This is a genomic window from Mangrovicella endophytica, assembly GCF_002893625.1.
GTDB lineage: Bacteria > Pseudomonadota > Alphaproteobacteria > Rhizobiales > Rhizobiaceae > Mangrovicella > Mangrovicella endophytica.
This window is the reverse complement of record NZ_PKMZ01000007.1, coordinates 117,363-143,585: the sequence shown is the minus strand read 5'-3', so window position 1 is coordinate 143,585 and position 26,223 is coordinate 117,363. Positions and strand designations below refer to the sequence as shown.

The 26,223-nt window shown below is 65.2% G+C and carries 25 protein-coding genes; 18 read left to right on the top strand and 7 right to left on the bottom strand.

Annotation, left to right across the window (positions count from 1 at the left end; genetic code table 11):
- Positions 1-9: 9 nt before the first annotated feature.
- Positions 10-1,272: a cation:proton antiporter gene (locus tag C0R46_RS15490; protein WP_102960564.1), complete on the bottom strand. Its 1,263-nt coding sequence runs from the start codon at positions 1,270-1,272 to the stop codon at positions 10-12.
- A 153-nt stretch (positions 1,273-1,425) separates the two neighbouring features.
- Between C0R46_RS15490 and C0R46_RS15485 the strand changes: the two genes are divergently transcribed.
- From C0R46_RS15485 to C0R46_RS15470, 4 genes are all read left to right on the top strand, one after another.
- On the top strand, positions 1,426-1,911 hold the full coding sequence (locus C0R46_RS15485; RefSeq protein WP_102960563.1) for a DUF421 domain-containing protein: 486 nt from the start codon (positions 1,426-1,428) through the stop codon (positions 1,909-1,911).
- A 504-nt stretch (positions 1,912-2,415) separates the two neighbouring features.
- Positions 2,416-3,378, top strand: coding sequence for a TAXI family TRAP transporter solute-binding subunit (locus C0R46_RS15480; RefSeq protein WP_102960562.1), 963 nt, complete (start codon positions 2,416-2,418; stop codon positions 3,376-3,378).
- Between the two features lie 169 nt (positions 3,379-3,547).
- Complete coding sequence (locus C0R46_RS15475; RefSeq protein ID WP_102960561.1) at positions 3,548-5,746, top strand: TRAP transporter permease; 2,199 nt, start codon at positions 3,548-3,550, stop codon at positions 5,744-5,746.
- A gap of 32 nt (positions 5,747-5,778) precedes the next feature.
- Positions 5,779-6,105, top strand: coding sequence for a DUF1850 domain-containing protein (locus C0R46_RS15470; RefSeq protein ID WP_245413609.1), 327 nt, complete (start codon positions 5,779-5,781; stop codon positions 6,103-6,105).
- Between the two features lie 203 nt (positions 6,106-6,308).
- Here C0R46_RS15470 and C0R46_RS15465 read toward each other — a convergent pair whose 3' ends face one another.
- On the bottom strand, positions 6,309-7,232 hold the full coding sequence (locus C0R46_RS15465; RefSeq protein ID WP_102960559.1) for a LysR family transcriptional regulator: 924 nt from the start codon (positions 7,230-7,232) through the stop codon (positions 6,309-6,311).
- A 95-nt stretch (positions 7,233-7,327) separates the two neighbouring features.
- Here C0R46_RS15465 and C0R46_RS15460 point away from each other — a divergent pair, with 95 nt between their 5' ends.
- From C0R46_RS15460 to C0R46_RS15430, 7 genes are all read left to right on the top strand, one after another.
- Positions 7,328-8,479, top strand: a complete 1,152-nt coding sequence (locus C0R46_RS15460) for a mandelate racemase/muconate lactonizing enzyme family protein (RefSeq protein WP_198598361.1) — start codon at positions 7,328-7,330, stop codon at positions 8,477-8,479.
- A 34-nt stretch (positions 8,480-8,513) separates the two neighbouring features.
- Positions 8,514-9,488 (top strand): DctP family TRAP transporter solute-binding subunit, encoded by a 975-nt coding sequence (locus C0R46_RS15455; protein ID WP_102960557.1) that lies wholly within the window; start codon positions 8,514-8,516, stop codon positions 9,486-9,488.
- Positions 9,485-10,006, top strand: coding sequence for a TRAP transporter small permease (locus tag C0R46_RS15450; protein WP_157944662.1), 522 nt, complete (start codon positions 9,485-9,487; stop codon positions 10,004-10,006). The genes C0R46_RS15455 and C0R46_RS15450 overlap by 4 nt, the downstream gene beginning before the upstream one ends.
- Positions 10,007-10,017: 11 nt before the next feature.
- A complete protein-coding gene (locus C0R46_RS15445) occupies positions 10,018-11,298 on the top strand; it encodes a TRAP transporter large permease (protein WP_102960555.1) in 1,281 nt (426 codons plus the stop codon).
- 134 nt (positions 11,299-11,432) lie between these two features.
- Positions 11,433-13,208 (top strand): N-acetylglutaminylglutamine amidotransferase, encoded by a 1,776-nt coding sequence (locus tag C0R46_RS15440; RefSeq protein WP_102960554.1) that lies wholly within the window; start codon positions 11,433-11,435, stop codon positions 13,206-13,208.
- A gap of 1 nt (position 13,209) precedes the next feature.
- Positions 13,210-14,949: an N-acetylglutaminylglutamine synthetase gene (gene ngg, locus C0R46_RS15435; RefSeq protein ID WP_102960553.1), complete on the top strand. Its 1,740-nt coding sequence runs from the start codon at positions 13,210-13,212 to the stop codon at positions 14,947-14,949.
- 7 nt (positions 14,950-14,956) lie between these two features.
- Complete coding sequence (locus C0R46_RS15430; RefSeq protein WP_102960552.1) at positions 14,957-16,147, top strand: osmoprotectant NAGGN system M42 family peptidase; 1,191 nt, start codon at positions 14,957-14,959, stop codon at positions 16,145-16,147.
- A 340-nt stretch (positions 16,148-16,487) separates the two neighbouring features.
- Here C0R46_RS15430 and C0R46_RS21145 read toward each other — a convergent pair whose 3' ends face one another.
- The 4 genes from C0R46_RS21145 to C0R46_RS15410 form a co-directional block, all read right to left on the bottom strand.
- Positions 16,488-16,697: an SDR family oxidoreductase gene (locus C0R46_RS21145; protein WP_245413614.1), complete on the bottom strand. Its 210-nt coding sequence runs from the start codon at positions 16,695-16,697 to the stop codon at positions 16,488-16,490.
- Between the two features lie 168 nt (positions 16,698-16,865).
- The gene (locus C0R46_RS15420) at positions 16,866-17,558 is read right to left on the bottom strand and encodes a response regulator transcription factor (RefSeq protein WP_245413608.1); all 693 of its coding nucleotides are present in this window, start codon (positions 17,556-17,558) and stop codon (positions 16,866-16,868) included.
- Between the two features lie 18 nt (positions 17,559-17,576).
- The gene (locus C0R46_RS15415) at positions 17,577-17,945 is read right to left on the bottom strand and encodes a response regulator (protein ID WP_102960551.1); all 369 of its coding nucleotides are present in this window, start codon (positions 17,943-17,945) and stop codon (positions 17,577-17,579) included.
- Positions 17,942-19,303, bottom strand: a complete 1,362-nt coding sequence (locus tag C0R46_RS15410; RefSeq protein ID WP_198598359.1) for a sensor histidine kinase — start codon at positions 19,301-19,303, stop codon at positions 17,942-17,944. Before C0R46_RS15410 ends, C0R46_RS15415 begins: the two co-directional genes overlap by 4 nt.
- A 234-nt stretch (positions 19,304-19,537) precedes the next feature.
- On the opposite strand from C0R46_RS15410, the gene C0R46_RS15405 reads away from it, so the two are divergent.
- Complete coding sequence (locus C0R46_RS15405; RefSeq protein WP_157944661.1) at positions 19,538-20,437, top strand: helix-turn-helix domain-containing protein; 900 nt, start codon at positions 19,538-19,540, stop codon at positions 20,435-20,437.
- Positions 20,438-20,516: 79 nt separating this feature from the next.
- On the opposite strand, the gene C0R46_RS20815 is transcribed toward C0R46_RS15405, so the two are convergent.
- Positions 20,517-20,858 (bottom strand): hypothetical protein, encoded by a 342-nt coding sequence (locus tag C0R46_RS20815; RefSeq protein ID WP_157944660.1) that lies wholly within the window; start codon positions 20,856-20,858, stop codon positions 20,517-20,519.
- Here C0R46_RS20815 and C0R46_RS15400 point away from each other — a divergent pair.
- The 6 genes from C0R46_RS15400 to C0R46_RS15375 all read left to right on the top strand — a co-directional run bounded on the left by C0R46_RS15400 (position 20,841) and on the right by C0R46_RS15375 (position 26,221).
- Positions 20,841-21,611, top strand: a complete 771-nt coding sequence (locus C0R46_RS15400; RefSeq protein WP_157944659.1) for a helix-turn-helix transcriptional regulator — start codon at positions 20,841-20,843, stop codon at positions 21,609-21,611. The genes C0R46_RS20815 and C0R46_RS15400 overlap by 18 nt on opposite strands.
- A gap of 114 nt (positions 21,612-21,725) precedes the next feature.
- On the top strand, positions 21,726-22,415 hold the full coding sequence (locus C0R46_RS15395; protein ID WP_102960547.1) for a hydrolase: 690 nt from the start codon (positions 21,726-21,728) through the stop codon (positions 22,413-22,415).
- Between the two features lie 122 nt (positions 22,416-22,537).
- A complete protein-coding gene (locus C0R46_RS15390) occupies positions 22,538-22,831 on the top strand; it encodes a XapX domain-containing protein (RefSeq protein WP_102960546.1) in 294 nt (97 codons plus the stop codon).
- Positions 22,831-24,807: an amidohydrolase gene (locus C0R46_RS15385; protein ID WP_102960545.1), complete on the top strand. Its 1,977-nt coding sequence runs from the start codon at positions 22,831-22,833 to the stop codon at positions 24,805-24,807. Before C0R46_RS15390 ends, C0R46_RS15385 begins: the two co-directional genes overlap by 1 nt.
- Before the next feature lie 2 nt (positions 24,808-24,809).
- Complete coding sequence (locus C0R46_RS15380) at positions 24,810-25,253, top strand: DoxX family protein (protein ID WP_102960544.1); 444 nt, start codon at positions 24,810-24,812, stop codon at positions 25,251-25,253.
- Between the two features lie 131 nt (positions 25,254-25,384).
- Positions 25,385-26,221, top strand: a complete 837-nt coding sequence (locus C0R46_RS15375) for an alpha/beta fold hydrolase (RefSeq protein WP_425349891.1) — start codon at positions 25,385-25,387, stop codon at positions 26,219-26,221.
- Positions 26,222-26,223 lie beyond the last annotated feature (2 nt).

Sequence of the window (26,223 nt, the reverse complement as noted above, 5' to 3'; positions counted from 1 at the left end):
TCCGATGCTCTAGGCGCCGCGATCCGCCGGCCAGAGGCGGCGCGCCAGTACTCCGAGTGTCAGCCCCTGCACCACGATGGTGAACAGGACGATCGCGTAGCTCGCAGCCAGGATCACCGATTTCGCGGGATCGTCCGGCAGCGAGAGGGCTAGCGCCACCGAGATGCCGCCACGCACCCCGGCCCAGGTCAGGAACGGAATGTTCCGGCTGGACAGCGACTGCGTCCAGCGGAACAGGAGAACCGGCGTCGAGACCGCCACAAGCCGCGCCACCAGAGCGATCGGAATAGCCGCGAGGGCCAGCGTCAGGACCGCCGGCTGGAAACGCAGGATGATCACTTCCAGGCCGATCAGCAGGAACAGGAGCGAGTTCAGGATCTCATCGATCAGCGTCCAGAGCGAGGAGACATAGGTCTGTGTGCGCTCGCTCATCGCGTTGCGGGGCGCGAGGTCTCCGACAACGATGCCGGCTGCGACCACAGACAAAGGACCGCTGAGACCTAGCTTGCTCGCCGCGGCATAGACGCCCGCGACCAGCGCCAGAGTGATCAGCACCTCGACCGCAAAGTCGTCGATCGCTCGCATGGCGCGGTAGGCGACGTAGCCGGCGACAAGGCCGAACGCGATGCCGCCGCCGGCCTCGACCAGCAGATGCTCGAGCGCGGTCGCTGCCGTGAATGTCTCGTCACCCATACCTGTCGCAAAGCCCAGCAGCAGCGTGAACAGCACCACGCCGACGCCATCGTTGAACAGCGCCTCGCCCTGCATCTCGATCTGCACCTCGTCGGGGACGTCGACGTTCTTCAGGACGTTGAGAACTGCCACCGGATCTGTCGGACTGATCAGAGCACCGAAGACGAGTGCCCAGACGAGGCCGATCGGGAAACCGAGCCAAGCGGCGGCGGCCCAGAAGCCGACTCCGATGACAATCGTGGAGATGGCTGTGCCGATGAGCGCGAGAAAGGCAACCTGCCACGCCCGGTGCCGCAGGAGACGGACATTGAGGTTGATCGCACCGGCAAAGAGCAGGAAGGCGAGCATTCCCTCCATGACGACGCGCGTAAAATCGATCTGGTGCAGCACTCTCGCCAGCTCTTCATAGAGGAGTTCCTCAGGAAAGAGCGCCTCCACTCCAACGAGCACGAGCGAGGCCAGCAGACCGATCACCAGGAGACCTGTTGCGTGCGGCAGCCCCACGAAGCGGTGATTGAGCCAGCCGAACAGCGCTGACAGGCAGAGCAGGATCGCGGCAATGTCGAGGATGGAGATCAATATCTTGAGCCTCTTGGCCGGACACGGCTGGATGGTGACCTAGTTGCTCTCACCTTCAGGAAGCAGAGGCCGGATCGGGCGGTACGCGTCGCCTGGCTTGATCCACACCTGATATGGCAGAACCGCGCATGACGCACCATGGAAGGAGGAGCAATGGACTGGCAAAGCATGCTGTTCCAGGATTGGCAGGGGATCGTTCGCACGATCTTCGTCGGCATCCTGGCCTACAGCGCCTTGATCCTTTTCTTGCGGATCTCAGGAAAGCGGACGCTCGCAAAGCTGAACGCCTTCGACCTCGTGGTGACTGTGGCACTCGGATCGACCTTGTCGGCCGTTCTCCTGCAGGAGTCGGTGGCACTCGCCGAAGGGGCGGCCGCGCTGGCTCTGCTGATCGGAATGCAGTTCCTCGTCGCCTTCACCTCGGTGCGCTCGACCGCCTTCGCAAAGGCTATCCGCTCCGAGCCGTCCCTGCTGGTCCGCAATGGGGAGTTCTGCCGCGCGGCGATGCAGGCCGAGCGCATCACCGAGGACGAAGCGCTGAGTGCCGTTCGCGCCAGCGGAGGCCAAGGGATAGAGAACGTCGCCACGATGATTCTCGAAAGCGATGGCAGCCTCAGCGTGGTCTTCGGGGATCGTTGAACGCCTGCCTATTCTCTTAGAACCGGTCTGTACACAGCTCGTTGCCCTCGGCCCACCAGCGCGACAAGCAGGGGTGGCCCGACGATCGCAAGGTTTGAAGGACGCGATGATGAGCGACTAGAAATAGCCGGCACATGCGACCAAGACTCGAGATACGGCACTCGGCCTGCGGCTGACGATAGCTATGATGAGGCGCCGCTTGCGAGGCGCACGAGACAATGAGCGGGCTCCGACGTCGTCGAGAACGCCGACCAGACACAAGAGAGCGTCCGGGCTCAGACCGTCGTAATGCCGGCCGGACTGGCCAGCCCGTTCGGCTGATTGGAAAGCCAGTTACAGGCACCGATTGGGAGCCGTCGTGCAACTGAAGCATCTGGGTCTTGCGTGGCCGAGGACGAGCGTCCGTGAAGCGCCACGTGCGAAGCTCATGCAGAACAAAATTGAGATCAGGGATGGTCCAGCCCGAACCCATGGGCAATAGTGAGCAAAAATGGGAGGAACAACATGCATCTTCGATCAATGATTGCCGGGGCTCGTCTCCTTGTCTGCACGTCGCTCGGCGTCGGAGCCATTGCAGGAAGTGCCAATGCGCAGGACTTCATCAACGTCCTGACCGGCGGAACCTCCGGCGTCTATTATCCGCTCGGAGCGGCGCTGGCGAAGGTCTACGGCGACAACATCCCGAACGTGAAGACGCAGGTCCAGGCGACCAAGGCATCCGTCGAGAACATCAACCTGATCGCACAGGGTCGCGGCGAGATCGGCTTCGCGCTGGGCGACTCCGTCAAGGCTGCCGTGGAAGGCGATACGGATGCCGGTTTCCCGCAGAAGGTCGATACGCTACGCGCCATCGCCGCGATCTATCCGAACTACGTTCAGATCGTCGCCTCGAAGGAGTCGGGGATCGCGTCGCTCGCCGACCTGAAGGGCAAGGGGCTCTCCGTGGGTGCGCCCGCCTCTGGCACGGAACTCAACGCCCGCGCCATCTTCGAAGCATCAGGCATGAGCTATGACGATCTAGGCAAAACGGAATACTTGCCCTTCGCCGAGTCGGTCGAGCTGATCAAGAACCGGCAGCTCGACGCAACGCTGCAGTCGGCAGGGCTGGGCGTCGCATCGATCCGCGACTTGGCCTCGTCCCTGCCGATCAACGTCGTGGCTGTGCCGGCAACGGTCGCCGAGAAGCTCGGCGCGCCTTTCACCGCCGTCGAAATCCCGGCCAAGACTTATGAAGGGCAGGACGCGCCGGTGCCGACCCTCGCCATCACCAACATCCTGGTGACGTCGAGCGCCGTTTCCGACGACCTCGCCTATCAGATGACGAAGCAGCTCTTCGAGCATGTCGACGTGCTGAAGGCCGCGCACAACGCTGCCAATGCCATCGATCCGAAAACGGCTGCCAAGAACCTTCCCGTTCCGCTCCATCCCGGCGCCGAACGCTACTATCGCGAAGCCGGCCTCCTCTAGTCGAGATAAGCCTCACGCGGATAGTCGGCACTGGCCATAGTGCCGATCCTCAGCGGGTCGGAGGCGGACTGTCCGCCATCCGCTCTCGCCATTGTCTCGGGTCACGGCAGACGATGCTGCGGCCCGGGCGAGCCTCATACACGTTTCGGCAGCTTGGAGTGTCGACGGGATGACGGACCACACGCCGGCCTCGCGCGATCCGGAAGGACACGGCGCCCCCAACGAGGTGCACGACCCGCTGTCGGCCAGCTTTCCGGGCGGCATCGAAGGCCGCCTCCTGTTTTGGATCGCCGTCGCCTTCTCGCTCTTCCAACTCGCCACCTCCGCCCATCTCTGGGACCTTCCATCCCAGGTGGTGCGGGCCGTCCATGTCGGCTTTCTCTGCCTGCTCGGGCTGCCGCTGCTATCGGTTCTCAAGGGCGAAGGGCGGCCGAGCCGAGCCCTCTTCTGGATGCTCGGAGTCGCCGGGATGGCCGTCGCTCTCTACCAATGGTGGGAGTACAAGGCCCTGATCTTCCGCGCCGGCATGCCGATCGTCCAGGACACCGCCGTCGGGATCCTCGCCCTGTTGATCATTTTCGTCGCAACATGGCGCATTATGGGCCCGTCGCTGCCGATCATCGCGGGCACGTTCCTGGCCTATTGCTTCTTCGGCAACTGGCTGCCCGCACCCTTCGTCACGCGCTACTACCCTGTCAGCCAGGTGATCGATCACATGGCCTTTGGCACGGAGGGAATCTACGGCATCCCCATCTACGTGTCCTCGTCCTACATCTTCCTCTTCATCCTGTTCGGGTCGTTTCTCGAGCGGGCGGGCATGATCAGCCTGTTCACCGACGTATCCCTCGGGCTCGTTGGCCACTCCAAAGGCGGTGCCGCCAAGGTGGCGGTGATTTCGTCAGCGCTGATGGGGACGATCTCCGGCTCCGGCGTCGCCAATGTCGTGACGACGGGTCAGTTCACCATTCCGCTGATGAAGCGCTTCGGCTATCGGCCCGCCTTCGCTGGCGGCGTCGAGGCGACCGCGTCGATGGGCGGGCAGCTGATGCCGCCTGTGATGGGCGCCGTTGCCTTCATCATGGCTGAGACGCTGAACGTGCCCTATGCCGCCATTGTCCAGGCCGCGCTGATACCGGCCGTACTCTATTTCGGCTCGGTCTTCTGGATGGTGCATCTGGAAGCCGGGAAGCGCAACCTCCTCGGGCTCCAGCGGTCCGAACTGCCCTCGCCGCGTGCAGCTCTGCGCAAGGGCTGGTACCTGCTGCTGCCGCTTGCCGTGCTCGTCTGGCTGCTCTTCTCAGGTTATACGCCGCTCTACGCGGGGACGATCGGCCTAGCGCTGACGGCTCTTCTCATCCTCGGTGCGCCGATCGCGGCGCGCCTCTCCGCAACTGCCTTGCGCACCGTCTTCTGGATCACCCTGGGGCTGATCGCGGCGAGTTTCTTCGAGTACGGCATTCTACCCGTCGGCATCGCCCTCGCTGTCCTTATCCTCGCCTGCGCGATCTTCAAGGGCGGACGGGAAACGCTGCTTCTGACCCGGGACTCGCTGGCCGAGGGCGCCAAGACGGCCCTGCCCGTCGGGATCGCCTGCGCGATCGTTGGTATCATCGTGGGAACGATGACGCTGACCGGCGTCGCCAACACGTTCGGTGACTACATCGTTTCCGTCGGGCAGTCGTCGTTGCTTCTATCGCTCGTCTTGACGATGATCACCTGCATCGTCCTCGGCATGGGGATTCCGACGATCCCCAACTACATCATAACCTCGTCGATCGCGGGCGGCGCTCTCCTGGCGCTCGGCGTGCCGCTGATCGTCTCCCATATGTTCGTCTTCTACTTCGGCATCCTCGCCGATCTGACGCCGCCGGTCGCTCTCGCCTGCTTCGCGGCCGCTCCGATCGCGAAGACATCGGGCCTGCGGATCTCCTTCGAGGCGATCAAGGTCGCAACAGCGGGTTTCGTCATACCGTTCATGGCCGTCTATACGCCGGCACTGATGCTGCAGGATGGTGGGCCGCTGGCGACGTCGATAGGGTACTGGCCGGCCGTGGCCTACATCGTGATCAAGGCCGTCCTCGCCATCGGCCTGTGGGGCGCCGCGGCCATCGGTTATCTGCTCGCGCCGCTGCGATGGTGGGAACGGATCCTGGCTGCCGCAGCGGCCTTCACGCTGATCGCCGCCGTGCCGCTGACGGACGAGATCGGCTTCATTCTCTCGGTGGTGGTGATCGCATGGCACGTGGTACGCGTGCGCAGGCAGAGCGCCGGTCAGGCCGCGGCACTGGCGGGCTCACCCGCTCGAACCGTGCACGACGAGCCGGCAACAGTCAGCGCCCCATCTGCGCGTCGCCATGGTCCGGCATGATCTGCATTACCGCCGCCGGCAAGACGGCGGTGATGGCCGTTTCGGCCTTCACGCTCTCCTGGACACACTCGGTCGAGAAAACCCACTGGCAGGAGACTTGGACGGCGTCGCCAGATGGTCTGCGCGTGATCGAAGCCAGGATCGAAGGATCCGGGGCCGGAATGGATCCGCCGCCGGATGCCGTGCTCCGCGACGGCGCCTATGTCTACCGCCCTCAGGTTCCGCCGATCACCGACCTGGTGCTCGGCGCGTCGGGCGCCACGGGCGAAGGCTGGACATTATGCGGCGAAGGCGTTTCCTGCCGCGAGCTCGGCGCTCAACCCGGTGACGCCATCCACATCGGGTGGTGCCGTCCCTAGTGATGTCGAAGGCTGATCAAAGGACTGCGCACTGCGCTGCTAGCCGCAACGCCGGAAGATCTGTCTGACATGGCCACTGAGGCAGTGAAGCCGATCCAGGCGCCTTCGCAGATGCACGTGGCGGCGGCGGGGTGGCCCTGTGCCGCTCACGAGAGATGTGGCCTCCGAGGCCTTCTGGCGTCTAAGCACCCCGGTTGACCGGCTCATGAAGCACCTGTGGCCTCCGGCATCGGCCCGAGATACTCCATGCCCTCCACAGTGGCTCTGATGGAGGCCAGGACGGCCTCCGTTGCCGGACTGGCCGGACCTCGTGGAAGCTTCGCGCAGATCGGCGTGTCCGGCACGGCGGGCACAGACTCCAACCGTTGCACCCGTCCCTGCGCCGCATCATCTGCTACCATCTTGGCAGGCAGGATACCGATTGCCGCTCCGGAACGGACGACGTGCGCCAGCACGGCGACGCTGTTGCAGATGTCGAGACGCTTTGGCGTCAGGCCGCAACTGCCGAACCAGGTGATGGTCTGGCGATAGTTGATGCTGCCGGGCGGGTTGGCGATGATGGGAAGTGACACGAGGTCCTCCGGTCTCACCTTCCGCGGCAGCCCCCATCGTGTCGAAGCGATCCACCCCGCCTTCTGCATTCCGAGCGGCAGCAGCTCGAACTCCGGCGCGGGGGTCGGACTGACGAGGACGGCAAGGTCCAGCCGGTGCTTGTGGAGTTGCTCCTCGACCTCCGCCGAGGTGGCGACGAGAAGCTCGGGCTGAAGCTTGGGATAGGCCTCGTGAATCCGGTCCAGGATTTCCGCCAGGCAGATCACCGCGAACCCTTCCGCGAAGCCGATCCTGATGGGACCCGCGATCTCTCTGACGCGAGCCCGCAAGGCAATGCGCTCGATGCCCTGCAGGACACTTCTGACCTCGGCCGTCAGGTCCCGGCCGTCATGCGTCAGCTCCAAAGCTCGCCGGCCACGATCGAACAATTCGGTGCCAAGTTGCGCTTCAAGCGCCTTCAAGCGGAGCGAGACCGTCGGCTGCGCCAGCGACAGCCGGTTGGCGGCTCGTTCCACGGAGCCGAGTTCGGCGATCCAGTAGAAGGCCTCAAGCTGGGCGATCGTGATCCGACTCATTGAGATTTCCAAAGCGAGAGATACACTCTTTCCAATTAGAACGCCTTTCTGCAATGGCTTATGCTCGCCGCAGCAGACAGAAGGGGATCGTTGCAGTGGAAGGAACCGCCGAGCGGATCGTGAAGATCGAGGGCTTCACGGTCGCCTGCGACATGCCCCACGCGGCGGGCAATGCATTGCGTACTTTCACGCGCCGCAGTTCGCTGCTCCTGCGCTTGACGACGGCCGGCGGACTCAGCGGCTGGGGAGAAAGCTGGGCGTTTCCGGACGCATCCGGAGCCTTCATCCGGAAAATGCTCGCGCCCGCGGTGCTCGGCGCGTCCGTCACCAACCCTCGCAAGCTGCACGCTGAGATGCTGCGGCGGGTAATCCCAGATCGACGCGGTCAGGCGCACATGGCGATCAGCGCCATCGACTTGGCCGCTTGGGACGCGCTCGGCCGTGCGCTGCAGCGCCCGATCCATGCTCTACTCGGTGGCGCCCTGCGGGACAGCGTGACGATCTATGCCAGCGGGCCTCTGCTGCCTGCCGGTGCGGACCGCTACGAGGGCTTCCGCACGGCTGTCGAGGGCTATGCCAAGGCTGGCTTCTCCGCCGTGAAGATCCGCGTCGCCTCCGAGATGCGCGCCGGAGAGGCGGCCATTCGCCAGGCACGCGAGATACTCGGACCCGACCGGCAGTTGATGATCGATCTTAATGAGGGATCGACCTTCCACGACGCGCTGACATTGGCACACCGGGTTGCCGACATGGACCTGCGCTGGATCGAGGAGCCGCTCCGGCACGACGATCTGCCGGCATACCGGGCTCTGGCGGAGCGAATGCCGGTGCCCCTCGCGGGAGGCGAATCCTTCTGCGGCGTCGAGGCGTTCCGTGATCCGGTCGCACAACGCACGCTGGACATCCTCCAGCCAGACTTGGCGTTGTGCGGCGGTTTCACCGAAGCGCTCCGTATTTCAGGGCTGGCCTCCGCATTCGGCGTTCCCGTGATCCCGCATGTCTGGGGCTCGGCCATCAATGTTCTGGCGGCGCTCCAGTTCTGCGCGACAATCGCGCATCCGGATGGCGGACGGCCGCTGCCGCTTCTGGAATTCGACGCAAGCTACAACCCCTTGCGGTCTGTGCTCCTGGATCCCAAGCCATCCAGCGATGGCACGATCGCGGTTCCGGATGGGCCGGGTCTTGGGATGGAGATCGAGATCGATCGCCTTGCTCAGTACGTAACGGATCACTGGGTCGTCGAATAAGCCTAGGACCACAGAAAAGATCGGGAGGATCGACGTGAAGAATTTGAGGGTACTTCTGGCTGCACTGGCATTCACCGCCGCAGCCGGCGCCGCCAACGCGCAGGAGACGACGCTGAACCTCGGCTTCGTCGGAGGGCCCAAGGCTCCGGAAGCCATCGCGATGGAGCAGTTCGCCGCCGAGATCAGCGAGAAGTCTCAAGGCCGCTTCGCAATCAGGCTCCAGGGTGGTGGCGCTCTCGGCGGTGACCGGGAAGTCATTGAAGGGCTGCAGCTCGGCACCGTAGACATGACCGTCTCATCGACCTCCGTGGTTGCGAATTTCGACCCGGAGCTGAAAATCTTCGACATCCCCTTCCTGTTCCGCGACTTCGATCATGCGCAAGCCGTGCTGAACGGGCCCATCGGCAACGAGATCCTCGTCAACCTGCCGAACTACGAGCTGGTCGGGCTTGCCTTCGGCGGCATGGGCTTCCGTGAGCTCACCAACGGCGTCCGCGAGGTGCGCAGCGCCGCTGATGTCGAGGGCCTGAAGATCCGCACGCAGCAGAACGACATGCACATAAAGGTTTGGAAGGCACTCGGCGTGCTGCCGACGCCGATGGCGATCCCGGAAGTCTACACGGCCCTGCAGCAGGGCGTCGTGGACGGGCAAGAGAACCCCGTCGGCGCCATCGTCAACAACAGGTTCGGCGAGGTGCAGAAGTACATCAGCATGACGGATCACGCGTTCACGCCACTCGTCGTGCTCATCTCGCCCTCCGCCTGGGGTGCCTTGTCCGATGAGGATAAGGCGATCTTCCGCACCGCTGCCGAGAACGCGATGGTGCGCAATCGCAAGGAGGTCGAAGCCGCTATCGAGGACGGCCTGGAAGCGCTGCGCAAACAGGGGATGACGGTGATCAAGGACGTGGACAAGGAGAGCTTCCGCAGCCGCCTTGATAGTCTCTTCGCAGAGTTCTCCAGCGAATTCGGCGCAGAGCGGATCGCGGCCATCCGAGACACAAAGTGACGAGGCCGCTCGCGCGCCTCGGCGCGGCGGCGCTTGCCGTCGAGAGCGCCATCACCAGAGGGGCTGTCGCACTCGGCAGCCTCGCCCTCTTCGCTGCGGTGAGCGTCGGCCTCTATCAGGTGGTCGCGCGTTTCGTGCTGTTTCAACCGGCCTCCTGGTCAGAACCGCTCGTGCAGGGGCTGCTGATCTGGATGACCTATCTGGCGCTCTGCGGCGCGATGCGGACCGGGACGCTGATTTCGGTGGACGTGCTCTACCAGATGAGCAGGGGCAGGGCTCGACAGCTCCTGCGCCTCGTTGGCACTGTCGCGATCTTCGCGCTCCTGGCGGTGCTTCTCTGGTTCGGTGCGATCCTGTGCTGGAAGGTCCGGTTCCAGACCATCGCGGGCCTGAACGTCTCTGCCGCCTACGCTTACGCCGCCCTGCCGACCGGAGCGCTCCTGTCGATGATCGCGCTGGTGGCGCGCTTCTTTGACCCCGGCAAAGAGCCGGCCGTCGTTCCCGACACGATCAGCTGAAGTCTTCGTCCATGCTTGCAACGATGATCATTGCGATGGTGGCGTTCATGCTGCTGGCAATTCCGGTGGCTGTCGCCATCGGACTTGCCGGGCTGATCGGCGCTGTCGGCTTCGGCAAGCTGCCGCTCATCATCGTTCCGCAGCAGGCATTCATCGCGCTCGACAAGTTTCCGCTGGCGGCCATTCCGTTCTTCATCCTGGCCGGCAACATCATGGCGGCCGGCGGGATCTCCTCGCGTCTGGTAGATCTCGTCGACAGTCTCCTGCGCGACACGCGCGGCGGCCTGCCGATGTCGTGCATTCTGGTCTGCATGATCTTCGCGGCCGTGTCCGGTTCGAGCGTGGCCACCACTTTCGCGATCGGCGCGATCCTGATCCCCGCAATGGTCAGGCAGAACTATCCCGTTGGATTCGCTGCGTCGCTCCAGGCCACCTCGGCCGAACTCGGCGTGCTGATCCCGCCATCGATCCCGATGATCCTCTTCGGTGTCGCCGCCTCGGCCCCGGTGGGCGATCTCTTCATCGCGGGCTTCGGGCCCGGGCTGCTGATCGCCATCGCACTCGCCATCTACGTGGCGGTGTGGTGCCGCGTCACCGGTCATGTCGTGTCCGACGACCTGCCGCGCAAGCCGAGGCTGCGCAGCCTGCGGCGAGCCGCCCTGGCGCTCCTCATGCCCGTGATCATCCTCGGGGGCATCTACGGCGGCATCTTCACGCCGACGGAAGCCTCTGTCGTCGCCGTCGTCTACGCCGTCTTCGTCAGCGTGTTCATCTACCGGGAGATGTCGCTGGCCGATCTCCTGCGGGAGGTCCGCCGCTCCACCCTGTCGTCAGCGATCATCATGTTCATCATATCGATGGCGGGACTCTTCTCGTTCGTGCTCACCCGGGCCGGCGTGCCGGCGGCGATCGGCGACTGGATCGTCCAGACCTTCGACAGCCCCTTCACCTTCCTCCTCGCCGTGAACGGTTTCCTGTTTCTGGTCGGCATGTTCGTCGAGACATCCGCCTCGATCGTCGTTCTGGCTCCGATCCTCGCCCCGGTGGCGATGCAGTTCGGGATCAACCCGATCCACTTCGGCCTGATCATGATCACCAATCTCGCGCTCGGGATGATCACGCCGCCCTTCGGCGTGAACCTCTTCGCGGCATGTGCGGTTGCCGATATCGGCCTCGAGCGGATGATCAAGCACCTGCTTCCGCTCGTGGCTGTGATCATCCTGTGTCTGATGCTGGTGACATACGTGCCCTGGATCACCTCCTTCCCGCTGCAGCTCGTCGGAAGCCACTGAGCCAGAGTCCGAGACACGGGGCGGCAACGGCTGGGTTCGATACCGAACTCACCTCCACGGGTTGGGTCGCTGGCCTGCTGCCCTAACTGCACGGCAGAGACAAAAACCTCTGTAAGCAGGCTGGAAGGGCATTCATGTGTGGCATTTGCGGTGAGATCCGCTTCGACGGCGGCTTCGCCTCCCCCGAGACGATCGGCGCGATGGGCAACTGTCTGGCACGGCGCGGGCCGGACGGCACGGGCATCGTCCTGCGCGGACGCGTCGGCTTCGGACATCGCCGCCTGAAGATCATCGACCTGACCGAGAACTCCGCCCAGCCGATGGAGGATCCCGACCTCGGGCTGACGCTCGCCTTCAACGGCTGCATCTACAACTATCCGGAGCTGCGCCGCGAGTTGGAAGGGCTCGGCTATCGCTTCTTCTCGCATGGCGACACGGAGGTGATCCTCAAGGCTTACCACGCCTGGGGCCGCGACTGCGTAAAGCGTTTCCATGGCATGTTCGCCTTCGCCATCCACGAGCGCGACAGCGGACGCGTTCTCCTGGCGCGAGACCGGTTCGGCATCAAACCGCTGTATCTCTCTCATACAGCCGAGCGGCTTCTGGTCGCCTCCTCCCTGCCCTCGATCATCGCCGCCGGCGGCATCGACACGTCGATCGATCGCGTGGCGCTGCACCATTACATGACGTTCCACGCCGTGGTTCCGGCACCCCTCACGATCCTGACGGGGGTGCGTAAGCTGCCGCCGGCCACGACGCGGCTGGTGCAGCCGGACGGCTCCTTCGACGATGAGACCTATTGGGCGCCGGCCTTCGGACCTCAGCCGGGCGATGCGGCGATGACTGCGCGCGACTGGGAGGATGCCGTGCTGGAGCGGCTTCGCCGCGCCGTCGAGAGGCGCATGGTGTCGGACGTGCCCGTGGGCGTCCTCCTCTCCGGCGGCGTCGATTCGTCCCTGATCGTCGGGCTGCTCGCCGAAGCCGGGCAGACCGGCCTGTCAACGTTCTCGATCGGCTTCGAGGACGCCAATGGGGAGGTCGGCAACGAGTTCGAATATTCCGACCTGATCGCGAAGCATTACGGCACCAGGCACCACCGCATCTTCGTGCCGGGCTCTGAACTGCTGGAGCATCTGCCGGACGCGATCCGCGCGATGTCGGAGCCGATGGTCTCCTATGACAATATCGGCTTCTACCTCCTGTCGCGGGAGGTCTCTAAGCACATCAAGGTCGTGCAGTCGGGGCAAGGCGCGGACGAGATCTTCGCGGGTTACCACTGGTATCCGCCGATGCAGGACGCTGCCAATCCCGTCGAGGCCTATTCCAGGGCCTTCTTCGACCGCTCGCACCAGACGCTGCAGAGCCAGCTCGGGCCTGACTGGCGAGGCGGCGAGGACGCGAGCCTCGATTTCGTCCGTCGGCATTTCGCCCTTCCCGGGGCTGAGGATCCGGTCGCCAAGGCGCTGCGCATCGACAGCCAGGTGATGCTGGTGGACGATCCGGTGAAGCGGGTCGACAACATGACGATGGCGTGGGGACTTGAAGCGCGCGTGCCCTTCCTCGACCACGAGTTGGCCGAACTCGCCGCCCGGGTACCCTCGGCCGAGAAGCTGAAGGACGGCGGCAAGGGCGTGCTCAAGTCTGTCGCCCGGCGGATCATTCCCTCGGAAGTGATCGACCGCAAGAAGGGGTACTTCCCGGTCCCGCAGCTGAAGTATCTCGCCGGTCCGACGCTCGACATGGTGCGCGACGCCATGGGGTCACGGCGGGCGCGCGAGCGTGGCCTGTTCGATCCGGCCTATGTCGACCGCCTGTTCGCCGATCCGGCGAGCCATATCACCCCGCTTCAGGGCTCCGAGCTTTGGCAGGTGGCGCTTCTGGAGCTCTGGCTGCAGGGACAGGAGCTCTGAGATGACCACTGCTGCAAGCAAACCGATGCCGCCAAGGAAGCTGAGCGGGTCACCCGTATCTGCCGATGCCTCCGTCGACTGCGGCTGGGGACGCCTGTCCTTCGCGCAGACCTTCTCCGATCCGGCACGCCTGGCCCGCTCGCTCGGCGAGGAGGGCCCGGACCGACGCGACATCGCCTTCTATGTCTCCGAACCGCACGTCCTCCTGGCGCAGGCGCCGCTCGATCTGTTCCTCGATCCGTCGCACACCTATCGGCTGGACCTTGCCGACCTCGCCCCAGCCGAGCGCGAGCTCCAGGGCTTCCGAGTGCGGGGGCTTGAGCGCGAGAGCGATACTTCGGCGATGAACCGCATCTACCAGATGCGCAACATGGTGGAAGTCGCTCCCGAATTTCTGTGGCGGCATCGCAACGGCGGCGCGCTGCGCTTCCTCGTCGCCGAGGACGAGCACAGCGGCGCCATTCTCGGCACCGTCACCGGCGTCGATCACGTGGAGGCTTTCGGTGATCCCGACGAGGGGGCCTCGCTGTGGTGCCTCGCCATCGACATGCAGGCCGTCCATCCCGGCATCGGCGAGGCGCTGCTGCGCCACCTCGCGGAGGAGTTCCGGGCCCGCGGCCGGCGCACGCTCGACCTGTCGGTCATGCATGACAATGCGCTCGCGATCGGCCTTTACGAGCGGCTGGGCTTCCGGCGGATCCCCTTCTTCACCGTCAAGCGCCGCAACCCGATCAACGAGAGGCTGTTCACGGGAACCACGGCAAGCGATAAGGCCCTCAACCCCTATGCGCGCATCATCGTGGACGAGGCACGCCGGCGCGGCATCCATGCCGAGATGATCGATGCGGCGGGCGGCTTCTTCCGCCTGAGCTATGGCGGACGCAGCATCCGCTGCCGCGAAAGCCTGTCGGAGCTCACCTCCGCTGTCGCCATGTCGATCTGCGACGACAAGGCGATGACGCGCCGGCTGGTGAAGGAGGCTGGCGTCGCCGTGCCCGATCAGATCGAGGCGGGCGACGGCACCGCCCTCCCCGCCTTCCTCGAACGGCACGGATCGGTGGTGGTGAAGCCGGCCCGGGGCGAGCAGGGGCGCGGCATCGCCGTCGGCATCGAGACGCTCGAGGATGCGCAGGGCGCCATCGAGACCGCGCGGCGCGAATGCGAGCGTGTCCTCGTGGAAAGCTGCTTCCAAGGGCACGATCTCCGCCTCGTGGTGATCGACTTCCGCCTCGTGGCTGCGGCGATCCGCAAGCCGCCGGAGATCACCGGCAACGGGCGGGACAGCGTGCGTACGCTGATCAACCGCCTGTCCCGCCGGCGCCGCAGCGCGACGGGCGGGGAGAGCTCCGTACCACTCGATGCGGAAACGACTCGGACGGTGAAGGCGGCCGGGTTCGGGATGGACGACATTCTACCGGAGGGCACCCGCATCACGGTGCGACGGACGGCCAATCTCCACACCGGCGGCACCATCCACGACGTTACCGACATTGTGCATCCGCGGCTGGTGGAGGCCGGCATCGCGGCAGCGCGGGCGATCGACATTCCCGTCTGCGGCATCGACTTCATGGTCGAGAGTCCGACTGAGGACAGCTACGTCTTCATCGAGGCGAACGAGCGGCCAGGCCTTGCGAACCACGAGCCCCAGCCGACAGCCGAGCGCTTCATCGATCTTCTGTTCCCCCTCTCAATTCCTGCTTCCGTGCGCAAGGCACGCCTGCGCCGCGAACGGCGCGACTGACAGAACCATGGCCCGACATTCCATCGATACGAGCTACCTTGCCGACCAACTGCGCGCGCTGCTCGCGATCCCCAGTCCCACCGGTTACACCGACACGGTGGTACGCCATGTCACCACCGAGCTGCAGCGTCTCGGGCTGGAGGTGGAGCTGACACGCCGCGGCGCCATCCGCGCCGTGCGGCAGGGCAGCCGCCGCGCCGCCGCACGCGCGGTCGTCAGCCATCTCGATACGCTCGGCGCCCAGGTGAAAGGCCTGAAGGACAACGGGCGGCTGGAGCTGGTTCCGATCGGCACCTGGTCCGCCCGCTTCGCCGAAGGCGCACGCACGACGATCTTCGCGGAGAATGCCGCCTATCGCGGCACCATCCTGCCGCTGAAGGCGTCCGGCCACACCTTCAACGAGGAGGTCGACACGGCCCCCGTCGGCTGGGCGCATGTGGAGTTGCGGATCGACGAGGTGGTCCGCGACGCGGCGGGCGTGCGGCGCCTCGGCATCGACATCGGCGACACGGTGGCGATCGACCCGCAGCCGGAATTCTTCGACAACGGCTTCATCGTCTCGCGCCATCTCGACAACAAGGCCGGTGTCGCCGTGATGCTGGCGACCATCGAGGCGCTCGAGCGCGAAGGCTCCGCGACGCCGGTCGACATGCACTGGCTCTTCACCATCGCCGAGGAGGTCGGAGTCGGGGCGGCCTCCATCCTCAAGCCCGAGGTTGCTTCGATGGTGGCGGTCGACAACGGCACCAGCGCACCAGGGCAGAACTCATCGGAATTCGGCGTCACCATCGCCATGGCGGACCAGACCGGCCCCTTCGACTACCATCTGACCCGCAAGCTGACACGCCTCTGTCGCGAGGAGGACATCCGATACCAGAAGGATGTCTTCCGCTACTATCGATCCGACTCCGCCTCTGCCGTGGAAGCCGGGCACGACGTGCGCACCGCCCTCGTCACCTTCGGCGTCGACGCCTCGCATGGCTGGGAGCGCATCCACATGCATGCGCTGCGCTCGCTCGCCGAACTCCTGACAGCCTACGCGGTGTCACCGCTGGAGATCGAGCGCGACGTCATGGAAACCGCAGCCGGGCTCGCGGGCTTCACCCGCCAGCCTCTGGCCGAGCCGGCGGAAGGCACTCCCGCAGCGAAGGGCAATGCGGCACCACAAGGGTCGAGCACGGGCACAGCTTCGGACTGACGTCCGGAGCCCTGCCTCCGCCAAGCTCAACGCCCTGCGCGAACCCCAACGCGCGTCGATCGGCGAATGGATCTCCGTGATCGCGGCAGAAGAAGCGTCGATGATGCGAAGGGCGGACCCTCTGCCCAAGGAATGCAGAGCAAATGAGCGAGCCGCAAATGGCCGCGAACAGAACCACGGAGAATGCACATGATGTCTCGCTGGGTCTGGGCGATCCGCCAAATCTCTCGCCGCGCCTGAGTGCGGGCATGCCTCTTCTCGGCGGCTGCAGCGAGAACCGGGCTCGCCGCGTCCGTCGCCAGCCCCCAACATCCCCTGCATGCAGTGCCGACCTTGTGTTTCAGTCGACGCAGCGGACGATCCCGCCGTCCACCCAGAGTGCGGCGCCGCTGGTGGACGAAGCCTGTTGCGAGCAGGCGTCGACGATCATGTTGGCGACCGCCTCGGTGGTGGAGAAGCGCTTGAGCAGGGTCGCCGAGCGAAGCGCCTGAAGGAAGCGTTGCTCGGCTTCCTCCTGCGTGATGCGGTTCGCTTCGGCTTGATCGTCGATGTAGTCTCCGAGGATCTCCGATCGGGTCGGGCCCGGCAGAACGGCGCTGACCGTAACGCCCGTGTGCCACCTTCAATCAGCCCGCGCCGTGGCAGGGCGGGCGGGTGTAGCCGTCCGGCAGGCTCCACAGCCATTATTTCTCAGCGTCCGAACCGATCTCGTCACCTGTCATCGCTGGCGAGCAGGAGCAATGCCGAGTTGGCTCGTCATGCGAATGAGATCGGCAAGCGACCGTGCGCCCATCTTCTCCATCATGTGCCGCTTGTGCACTTTGGCGGTAATCTCGGAGATGCCAAGCTCTGCGGCGATCTGCTTATTCATCAAGCCACCGATCGCATAGCCGAGGACGTCGCGCTCCCGGACAGTCAGCGAACTCAGACGCCCGGCGAGGACGTCGCGGTCGCGTCGAGCCGTCGTGGCGGCGGCATCGATCTCCAACGCCCGGATGAGGGCGCCGAGAAGCTCGTCGTCCTCCACCGGCTTTTCCAGGAACTCGACCGCACCCTTGCGCATGGCCCGGACGGTCATCGGTATCGTGCCGTAGCCCGTCAGAAAGACGATTGGTACGTCGTTGCCGGACGACTGGAACATGTCCTGTATGTCGAGGCCGTTCTGGTCGCGTAGTCGGACGTCGAGCAGGATGCAGGCGGGGCGGGACGGATTGCTGTCGGCCAAGAGCTCGGACGCGTCCACATGTCCGACGGCTTCCAGCCCGGCCGAGCGGCAAAGACTGACGAGAGCCGCACGCAGCGACGCATCGTCGTCGACGACATGAACGATCCCGCGCAACATCACCGCATCTGCCGGAGCCTTGGTTGTGTCCGGCAGACCAGATAGCGTCCGGTCCGACCGTTCGTCCATGTCCTTTCGCCAGCGATGTCAGTCCGGGGCGAATATCGTGGCGAGGCAGCGTTCGAACTCGTCCGCGTCGAAGGGTTTCGGCAGATACGCACGGGCCCCGGATGCAAGCGCTCGGTCGCGGCTGGAACTGCTCGGATAGGCCGTAATGAGGATCACCGGAAGGTCCGGCCGGCGCAACCTCAGCAATCGCAGGAGATCGAGGCCATTGATCCCCGGCATCTGAACATCCGTGACGATGCATTCGGGCCTGACGGCGTCGAAGGCGGCGAGCAAGTCCTCCGCACTGTCGAACAGCAGGGGATCGTAGTCGAGGGACCGCAGCAGTCGCGTCAGCGCGACCCGCATGGCCGGATCGTCATCCACGACGGCTATCGTATGGTGACTCATGCTTCGGCCGCGGTCGCGATGGGCAAAGTGAAATGGAACGCCGCTCCACCGTTCGGGGCGTCGTCGGCCCAGATGTCGCCGCCATGCGCGTCGATGCAGTTGCGGCAGATCGCAAGGCCCATTCCCATGCCGCCGGGCTTGGTCGAATGGAATGGTTCGAAGATGCGGCTTCGTTGCGCCGGCTCGATGCCAGGACCGGAATCGCCGATGGTGACGTGCGCCCTGTCTCCCTGGCGGCGAACCGTCACCGAAACGTGCCGCCGGCCGGGCGAATGCGCCATCGCCTGCGCGGCATTGACGATGAGGTTGACGAAGACCTGCTGGATCTGGACGAGGTCGCCGAGGACGGGCGGAACCTCCGCATCGGCGGTCAGAAGCACCGTGGCGCCGGTCGCTCTGAGTTCCCGTTCCGCGAAGAGATTGGCGTCTCGCGCGGCACGCACGAGGTCGATCCGCATCAAGTCCATGGGTGCCTTGCCGAGAAAGGAGCGTGTGCGGGCGACCACGTCGCGGGCGCGGACCGCCTCGGACACGACATCGTCGAGGGCCGCAACCGCCTCCGCCACGTCGGGCTCCGCCCGCTTCAACCAGCGCAGGGCCGCTTGTGCGTTCGCGGCGACCGCGGCCAGCGGCGTGTTGACCTCGTGTGCGATCGACGCGCTGAACGCGCCGACGGTCGTGACGCGCGAGGCGCGGGCGAGTTCGGCTTCCGCCGCTGCCAGACGCGTCTGAAGCTTCTTGAACGCCGTGATGTCGAGCGAGGTAACGAGAATATCCGAGAAACCGGCGGGATCGCGCGGCAGCATCGCCGTGAACAGGGTATCCATCTCCTGCCCGTCCGCCCGCGTGACATGGGCTTCTGACCGGAAATATCGGTCGCCCCGGCCGAAGGCGACCAGCCATTGCACGAAGGTCTGGTCCGTCGGCGGAAGGAGGCGGTCGAGCGGCCCAAGATAGGCGGACTTGTCTGGGGCTCCCGTTTCCTCCAGCGTGAAGGCGTTCACGTCCGTGATCATGACTTGTCCACAGATCGCCCGCAATTCCTCCGGCCGATCGGCGAAGTGGCCCTCAATGTCCAGGACGCCGGCTCGACGCAACGCCGCGACCGCCTCGCCGGCGGCGGTCCAGTCCTCCCGCCACATCGAAATGCCGGCGCGTTCGAAGATCGCGGTGAACTTCTCACCGCTGGCGCGCCAGGCCTCGCGCATCCGAACCACGTGGATGCAGGCGAGGATCGATGCCGCGACCGTCATGGCGACCACGACGGTGGCCGTGCCGCGCGAGCGCGCGACCATTTCCCACCGGATCATATCGGCGAGGAGGATTGGCACGAGAACCACGAGGCATGCGACGAGCATGTCCTGAAGAAGACCGAGCCGACGTCCTCCTTTCGGGACGGCAAGCATCCACGCGGGAAGATCGTCCGAAGACGTGGTGGCGTCGCGCGTCGGCTCTGGCGCGCTGTTTGGCCACCGGGAAAATACCTGTCTCATCTTCGACCCCGATCAGCCTCCCTATGCCATCCGGTCGCACCCGTCACCGATACGGACGTATAATTGTCCCGTTCGCCGATGGATTGGACATTGCCGGACATGGATCTGCATTCGCACGGCGAGTTCAAATTTCCGAACGCCGGTCTCGTCGCCTCGTCCCAGGGACGCGGCTGGTCGGGTGTTGCGGCGGAACTGCGCTGCCATCCGCCGGGGAATCTGCCGGCGATCGTTCCGACGCAGATGGAGATCACGCTCGCCACGCGCCGCAGCCCCGGAGCCTTCGTCAGCCGCAAAGGCGCCGGCCACCGCCAGCGCACAGCGGTGGAAGCCGGAACGGTCTGGCTGTGCCCGGTCGGCGTCGGCGAGGACGACATCAATATCTCGGCCGCCTTGCAGGACGTGCTGCACATCTATCTGCCGACTGATCGCTTCGCACATCTGGCGGAACTCTACGGCGATCGGTGCATCCGGGCGGACGCAGTCCGCTACCTCGCCGACGTCGATGACGATCTCATCCGCCAGCTCGGCTTCTCGATCCATCGCGAGCTTTGCGGCGAGAGCGCGGGCGGCCGCATGATGGTGGAAACGGCCTCGCTCGCCCTCGTCGCCCGCGTCTCGCAGACCTACGGTCACGACAGCCCGGAGCGGCCAGGCGCAGAGGCGGCGGGGGCGTTGCCCTCCGCCAGCAGGATCGGGCGCGCCATCGAGTTCATCCGGGACAACCTCGATGGGGAACTCACCGTCGCCGAACTCGCCGAGGTTGCGTGCCTTAGCCCGTTCCACTTCGCGCGCATGTTCAAGGCCGTGACGGGATCGACGCCGCACGGCTTCGTCAGCGCTGCGCGGCTCGGGGAAGCGCGCAGGCTGCTCGTACAAGGGAAGCTGTCGCTCGCCGAGATCGCGCACCGATCGGGGTTTTCGAGCCAGGCGGCGTTCAGCACGGCCTTCAAACGCGCCGTAGGCTGTTCGCCTCGAAAATATCGGCATGCAGCGGAATAGGTAAGAACAGCAATCTCGATAAATCGGAAAGCAGTATATAGAAAAACGGCCAGAGGAAATCCTGTCACTATGCATCAGCTCAATGACGGTGCATGCAGACATGCCAAATTTCCATGACTTCAATATTGATAGATCTGCCGGCCTTACGCATGCGCGAGCCGAATCGACGCGACTGATCAGCGGAAGCCGGCGCGAAACTGCGGTGCCGCCACCGGAACGACGCCGACGTAAGCTGAGTGGAGATCGCCTTGCGGATATCCTCGGCGTCGAAACGACCGCCACGCTGACGATCCGAAGTCCGGGCGGCAGCGTCACCGTCCTTACGCGCCTGGAAGGGCCGGTATCGCCGGGTGTCCAGCCCGCTATTTTTCAACCAGAGGCAGCCTGCAGCATGGTGCTGCATATGAGCGATCTGAGGCACCAGGAGCTCCGCGCCGCAGGGAGCCTCGTCCACTCCGGCAGCGTCCCACAGGGCGCGGTGAGTGCCTTCAATCTGGCCGAGGAGCCTTGCCTGTCGATGACGGGCCGCCTCGACGCCATCCATTTCCACATTCCTCATGCCTTCATCGACGAGATCGCGGACGAGGCGGGACTGCCGCGCCCGTCCGGCCTCTTGCGGTCTCCGGCCAAGCGGGACCCTGTGGCGTCCGCGCTCGGGGCCCTGCTCATGCCGGCGATGCTGAAGCGGGATGCGGCGGGTTCGATGTTGGCGGAACACGTGGCGATGGCGTTCCTCGCCCATGCCGCTGAGCGCTACGGCCAAGTACGCAGGCAGGCGCCGCCATTGCGCAGCGGCCTTGCGCCCTGGCAGGAGCGTCAGGCCAAGGAACTGATGCAGGCCGGCTTTGCAAGACCGCTGACGATCACCGAGGTGAGCGAGGCCTGCAAGCTTTCGCCGAGCTACTTCGCCGCCGCCTTTCGGCGAAGCACCGGCCAGTCGCCGCACCGCTATCTTTCTCAGATCCGCATCGCCGCATCGAAACGCCTGATGCTCGCGGGCGAGATATCGCTGGCGGAGGTGGCGCTCGCCTGCGGCTTCGGCGACCAGAGCTATTTCACCCGCGTCTTCTCCAACCTCGTCGGGACGAGCCCAGGGCAATGGCGACGCGTGAATGCCCGCACCGCCCCGCATGGGTGCGGTCCCGCCGCAGCGGACGCGCGCCTCGCCAACTAGGGCATTTCGAGACGAGCGGATCGTTCAAGTTCGGCGGCAAACCGACAAGAGCGTGGCGCGCAAAAGGTGCATCGATGCGGGGCAGACGATTTCAATTGCAGGGGACCACCAGTCATGAATGCCAAGCTCGAAGTCCTGACGCCGCAGAACAGCCAGCTCCTCCTCATCGATCAGCAGCCGCAGATGGCGTTTGGCGTCCAGTCGATCGACCGGCAGACGCTGAAGAACAACGTCGTCGGCCTGGGCAAGGGAGCGAAGCTCTTCGGCATCCCGACGACGATCACGACGGTCGAGACGCAGTCCTTCTCCGGGCACACCTATCCCGAACTCCTGGCCGTATTTCCCGAGAACGACATCCTCGAGCGTAGCTCGATGAATTCCTGGGACGACCAGAACGTCCGCGACGCGCTCGCGAAGAACGCCGCACAAGGCCGCAAGAAAGTGGTCGTTTCCGGCCTTTGGACCGAGGTCTGCAACACGACCTTCGCTCTGTCATGCATGCACGACACGGACTACGAAATCTACATGGTGGCCGACGCTTCGGGCGCGACCTCGGCCGACGCTCAGAAATACGCCATGGACCGCATGGTGCAGGCGGGTGTCGTGCCGGTGACCTGGCAGCAGGTGCTGCTCGAATGGCAGCGCGACTGGGCCCGCCGAGAAACCTACAATGCGGTCATGGACGTCGTGAGGGAGCATTCGGGCGCCTACGGCATGGGCGTCGATTACGCCTACACCATGCTGCACAAGAGTGCCGAGCGGGTCCGACACGGCAAGACCGTCGGTCCGAATCCCGCAACGTAACCTCAATGGCCGAACGCTCGAAGAACGGCGCAGTCGTCGCCGGGGTCATCCTCGCGACGATGCCGGACGTGTCCGCGAACTAGCGCTATGGCGCACGCTCCATCGAAGCTGAAGGTTCTCCCATGAAGATCTACGTCCTGTCGCTTGGCGCGGGCCTCCTGGTCGGAGCCATCTACGCCCTGATCAACGTGCGCTCGCCGGCACCGCCAGTGGTCGCACTTGTCGGGCTTCTCGGCATACTCGTTGGCGAGCAGGTCCCACCGCTTCTGAAGGTGCTTTGGGCGAGAGAGGCCACCGCCACATCCTGGCTGCATGGAGAGGTCGTGCCGCACTGCTTCGGCCAGCTGCCTGCTGGCGGCGGCAAGTCGCGGGGAAACGGCACGCCGTCCGCATCCGCCCAGCGCGAGACTGCTTGATGCCGACGCGCCGAACCGTTCTCGCCGCCGCTTCCGGCGCTGCCCTTTACCGATTCACGTCCGCATCCGCGCAAGAGACGGGAGCCGACCCTATGTCCTCCGCCGACCTCATCCTCCACAGCGGGCTCGTCACGACGCTCGATCGCTCAAACCCGACGGCCGAGGCGGTCGCCATCAAGGACGGCAGCTTCCTCGCCGTCGGCCGCACCGCCGATGTCATGATGCATCGCGGCCCGGACACCAAGGTGATCGACCTGAAGGGGCGCCGCGTCTTGCCGGGCCTCATCGACAACCACCTCCACATCATCCGCGGCGGGCTCAACTTCAACATGGAGCTGCGCTGGGACGGCGTGCGCTCGCTCGCCGATGCGATGGACATGCTGCGCCGCCAGGTGGCGGTGACGCCGCCGCCTCAATGGGTGCGCGTTGTCGGTGGCTTCACGGAGCATCAGTTCGCGGAAAAGCGCCTGCCGACGATCGAGGAGATCAATGCGGTGGCGCCGGACACGCCGGTCTTCCTCCTCCACCTCTACGACCGCGCGCTTCTCAACGGCGCCGCACTGAGAGCCGTCGGCTACACCAAGGACACGCCGGCTCCACACGGCGGCGAGATCGTTCGCGACGCCTCGGGCAACCCGACGGGCCTGCTCCTTGCCAAGCCGAATGCCGCGATCCTCTATGCGACCCTAGCGAAGGGTCCCAAGCTGCCCTTCGAGTACCAGCTCAACTCCACCCGCCACTTCATGCGCGAGCTGAACCGGCTCGGAGTCACCGGCGCGATCGACGCCGGTGGCGGCTTCCAGAACTATCCCGACGACTATGCGGTGATCGAGGAACTGGCGAAGGAGAATCTCCTCACCATCCGCCTTGCCTACAACCTCTTCACCCAGAAGCCGAACGAGGAGAAGGCGGACTTCCTCAACTGGACGGCGACCACAAGGTACAAACAGGGCACCGACTATTTCCGCCACAACGGCGCAGGCGAGATGCTGGTCTTCTCCGCCGCCGACTTCGAAGACTTCCGGGTCGAGCGCCCGGAGATGCCGCCGGAGATGGAAGATGATCTCGAGGGCGTGGTGCGCATTCTCGCTGAGAACCGCTGGCCCTGGCGCATGCATGCGACTTATGACGAGACGATCTCGCGAGCCCTCGACGTGTTCGAGAAGGTGAATCAGGACGTCCCGCTCGAAGGGCTGAACTGGTTCTTCGATCATGCCGAGACGATCTCGGAAGCGTCCATCGACCGGATTGCGGCGCTTGGCGGTGGCGTCGCCGTGCAGCATCGGATGGCATACCAGGGCGAGTACTTTGTCGAGCGCTACGGTCTCGGCGCAGCGGAGGCGACCCCGCCCGTCGCGCGCATCCTCGACAAGGGCGTCAAGACGTCGGCCGGCACGGACGCGACCCGCGTCGCCTCCTATAATCCCTGGGTCTCGCTATCCTGGCTGATCACCGGCCGCACCGTTGGAGGCATGCGGATCACGCCGCAGCGCAACTGTCTCGACCGCGAGACGGCGCTCCGGATGTGGACGGAGAACGTCACCTGGTTCTCGAATGAGGAAGGGAAGAAAGGTCGCATCGAGGCCGGACAGTTCGCAGATCTCGTCGTGCCGTCGAAGGACTTCTTCGCCTGCGCCGAAGACGAGATCTCGCATCTCACCTCCGACCTGACGCTGGTCGGCGGAAAGGTCGTCTACGGGGCCGGAGATTTTGCCGCCGAGGACGAAACGGACATCCCGCCGGCCATGCCGGACTGGTCGCCGGTGCGCCGCTTCGGGGGCTATGGCGCCTGGGGAGACGACGCGTCCGCCGCCCGGAACAACCCGCTGAAGCGTGCCGCGATCGGTTCCTGCGGCTGCGCGAATGCCTGCACCGTCCATGGCCACGACCATGCGACGGCGTGGTCGTCGCGACTGCCGATCGGTGACCTGAAGAGCTTCTGGGGCGCGCTCGGCTGCGCCTGCTGGGCGGTGTGACGATGACGCACGCCACCACAACGATTTCACAACCCGGCGACACGACTGCACGGTCCGTCCTGGAGCGGCTGGCGCGCCTCGCCCTGTGCGCGGCGTTTATCCAGGGGCCGATCGCGAAGATCGCCGACTTTCCTGGCGCCATCGCGGAGATGGAGCATTTCGGCCTACGCCCGCCCGCTCTCTTCGCCGCGTGCGTGATCGTCTTCGAGCTCGTGTGCTCGGCCATGATTGTTTCTGGCGTCAAGCGGCGTCCCGCCGCTTTGGCTCTTGCCGCTTTCACACTCGCCGCGACGTTTCTCGCGCTTCGCTTCTGGGAGATGGAGCCCGGGATGGCGCGCCAGATGGCTGCCAACGCCTTCTTCGAGCACATCGGGCTCGTCGGCGCCTTCGCGCTTGTCGCGTCTCCCGGTCGGCAGGATCGAAAAGCCGGAGAGGATCACCCGTGACACCCTCCCATCCATTCCTCCCTCTCACGCGCCGCGACGCCCTCTTGGCCGGCGCAACCATGGCATCCGCGCTCATGCTGCCGGGCAGAGCGCTGCCCCAAACCACCGCCGGCACGAAAGGATCGAAGGCCATGGGCACCGTGACCACAAAGGACGGCGTCGAGATCTTCTATAAGGACTGGGGCCCGAAGGACGCCCAGCCGATCATGTTCCATCATGGCTGGCCCCTGTCATCGGACGACTGGGACACGCAGATGCTGTTCTTCCTGCAACATGGCTACCGCGTCGTCGCCCATGACCGCCGCGGCCACGGCCGCTCGGCGCAGGTGAGCGACGGCCACGACATGGACCACTACGCCGCCGACGCTTTCGCGGTGGTCGAGGCCCTCGATCTGAAGAACGCCGTGCATATCGGCCATTCGACCGGCGGCGGCGAGGTCGCCCGCTATGTCGCCCAGCACGGCGAGCCGAGCGGCCGCGTGGCCAAGGCCGTTCTCGTCAGCGCCGTGCCGCCGCTGATGCTGAAGACCGAGGCCAATCCCGAAGGCCTGCCGCGCGAAGTGTTCGACGGCTTCCGCCAGGGCACCGCCGGCAACCGCGCTCAGCTCTTCCTCGACGTCGCCGCCGGTCCCTTCTACGGCTTCAACCGCGAGGGCGCCAAGGTCTACCAGGGAGTCGTCCAGAACTGGTGGCGGCAGGGCATGATGGGCAGCGCCAAGGCCCATTACGACGGCATCAAGGCCTTCTCGGAAACCGACCAGACTGAGGACCTCAAGGCGATCACCGTGCCGACGCTGGTGATGCATGGCGACGACGACCAGATCGTGCCGATCGCCGACGCGGCGCTGAAGTCGATCAAGCTCCTGAAGAACGGCACGCTGAAGGTCTACGAGGGCTTTCCGCACGGCATGCTGACCACCCATGCGGAGGTCGTCAATCCGGACCTCCTCGCCTTCGTTAAGGGCTGATC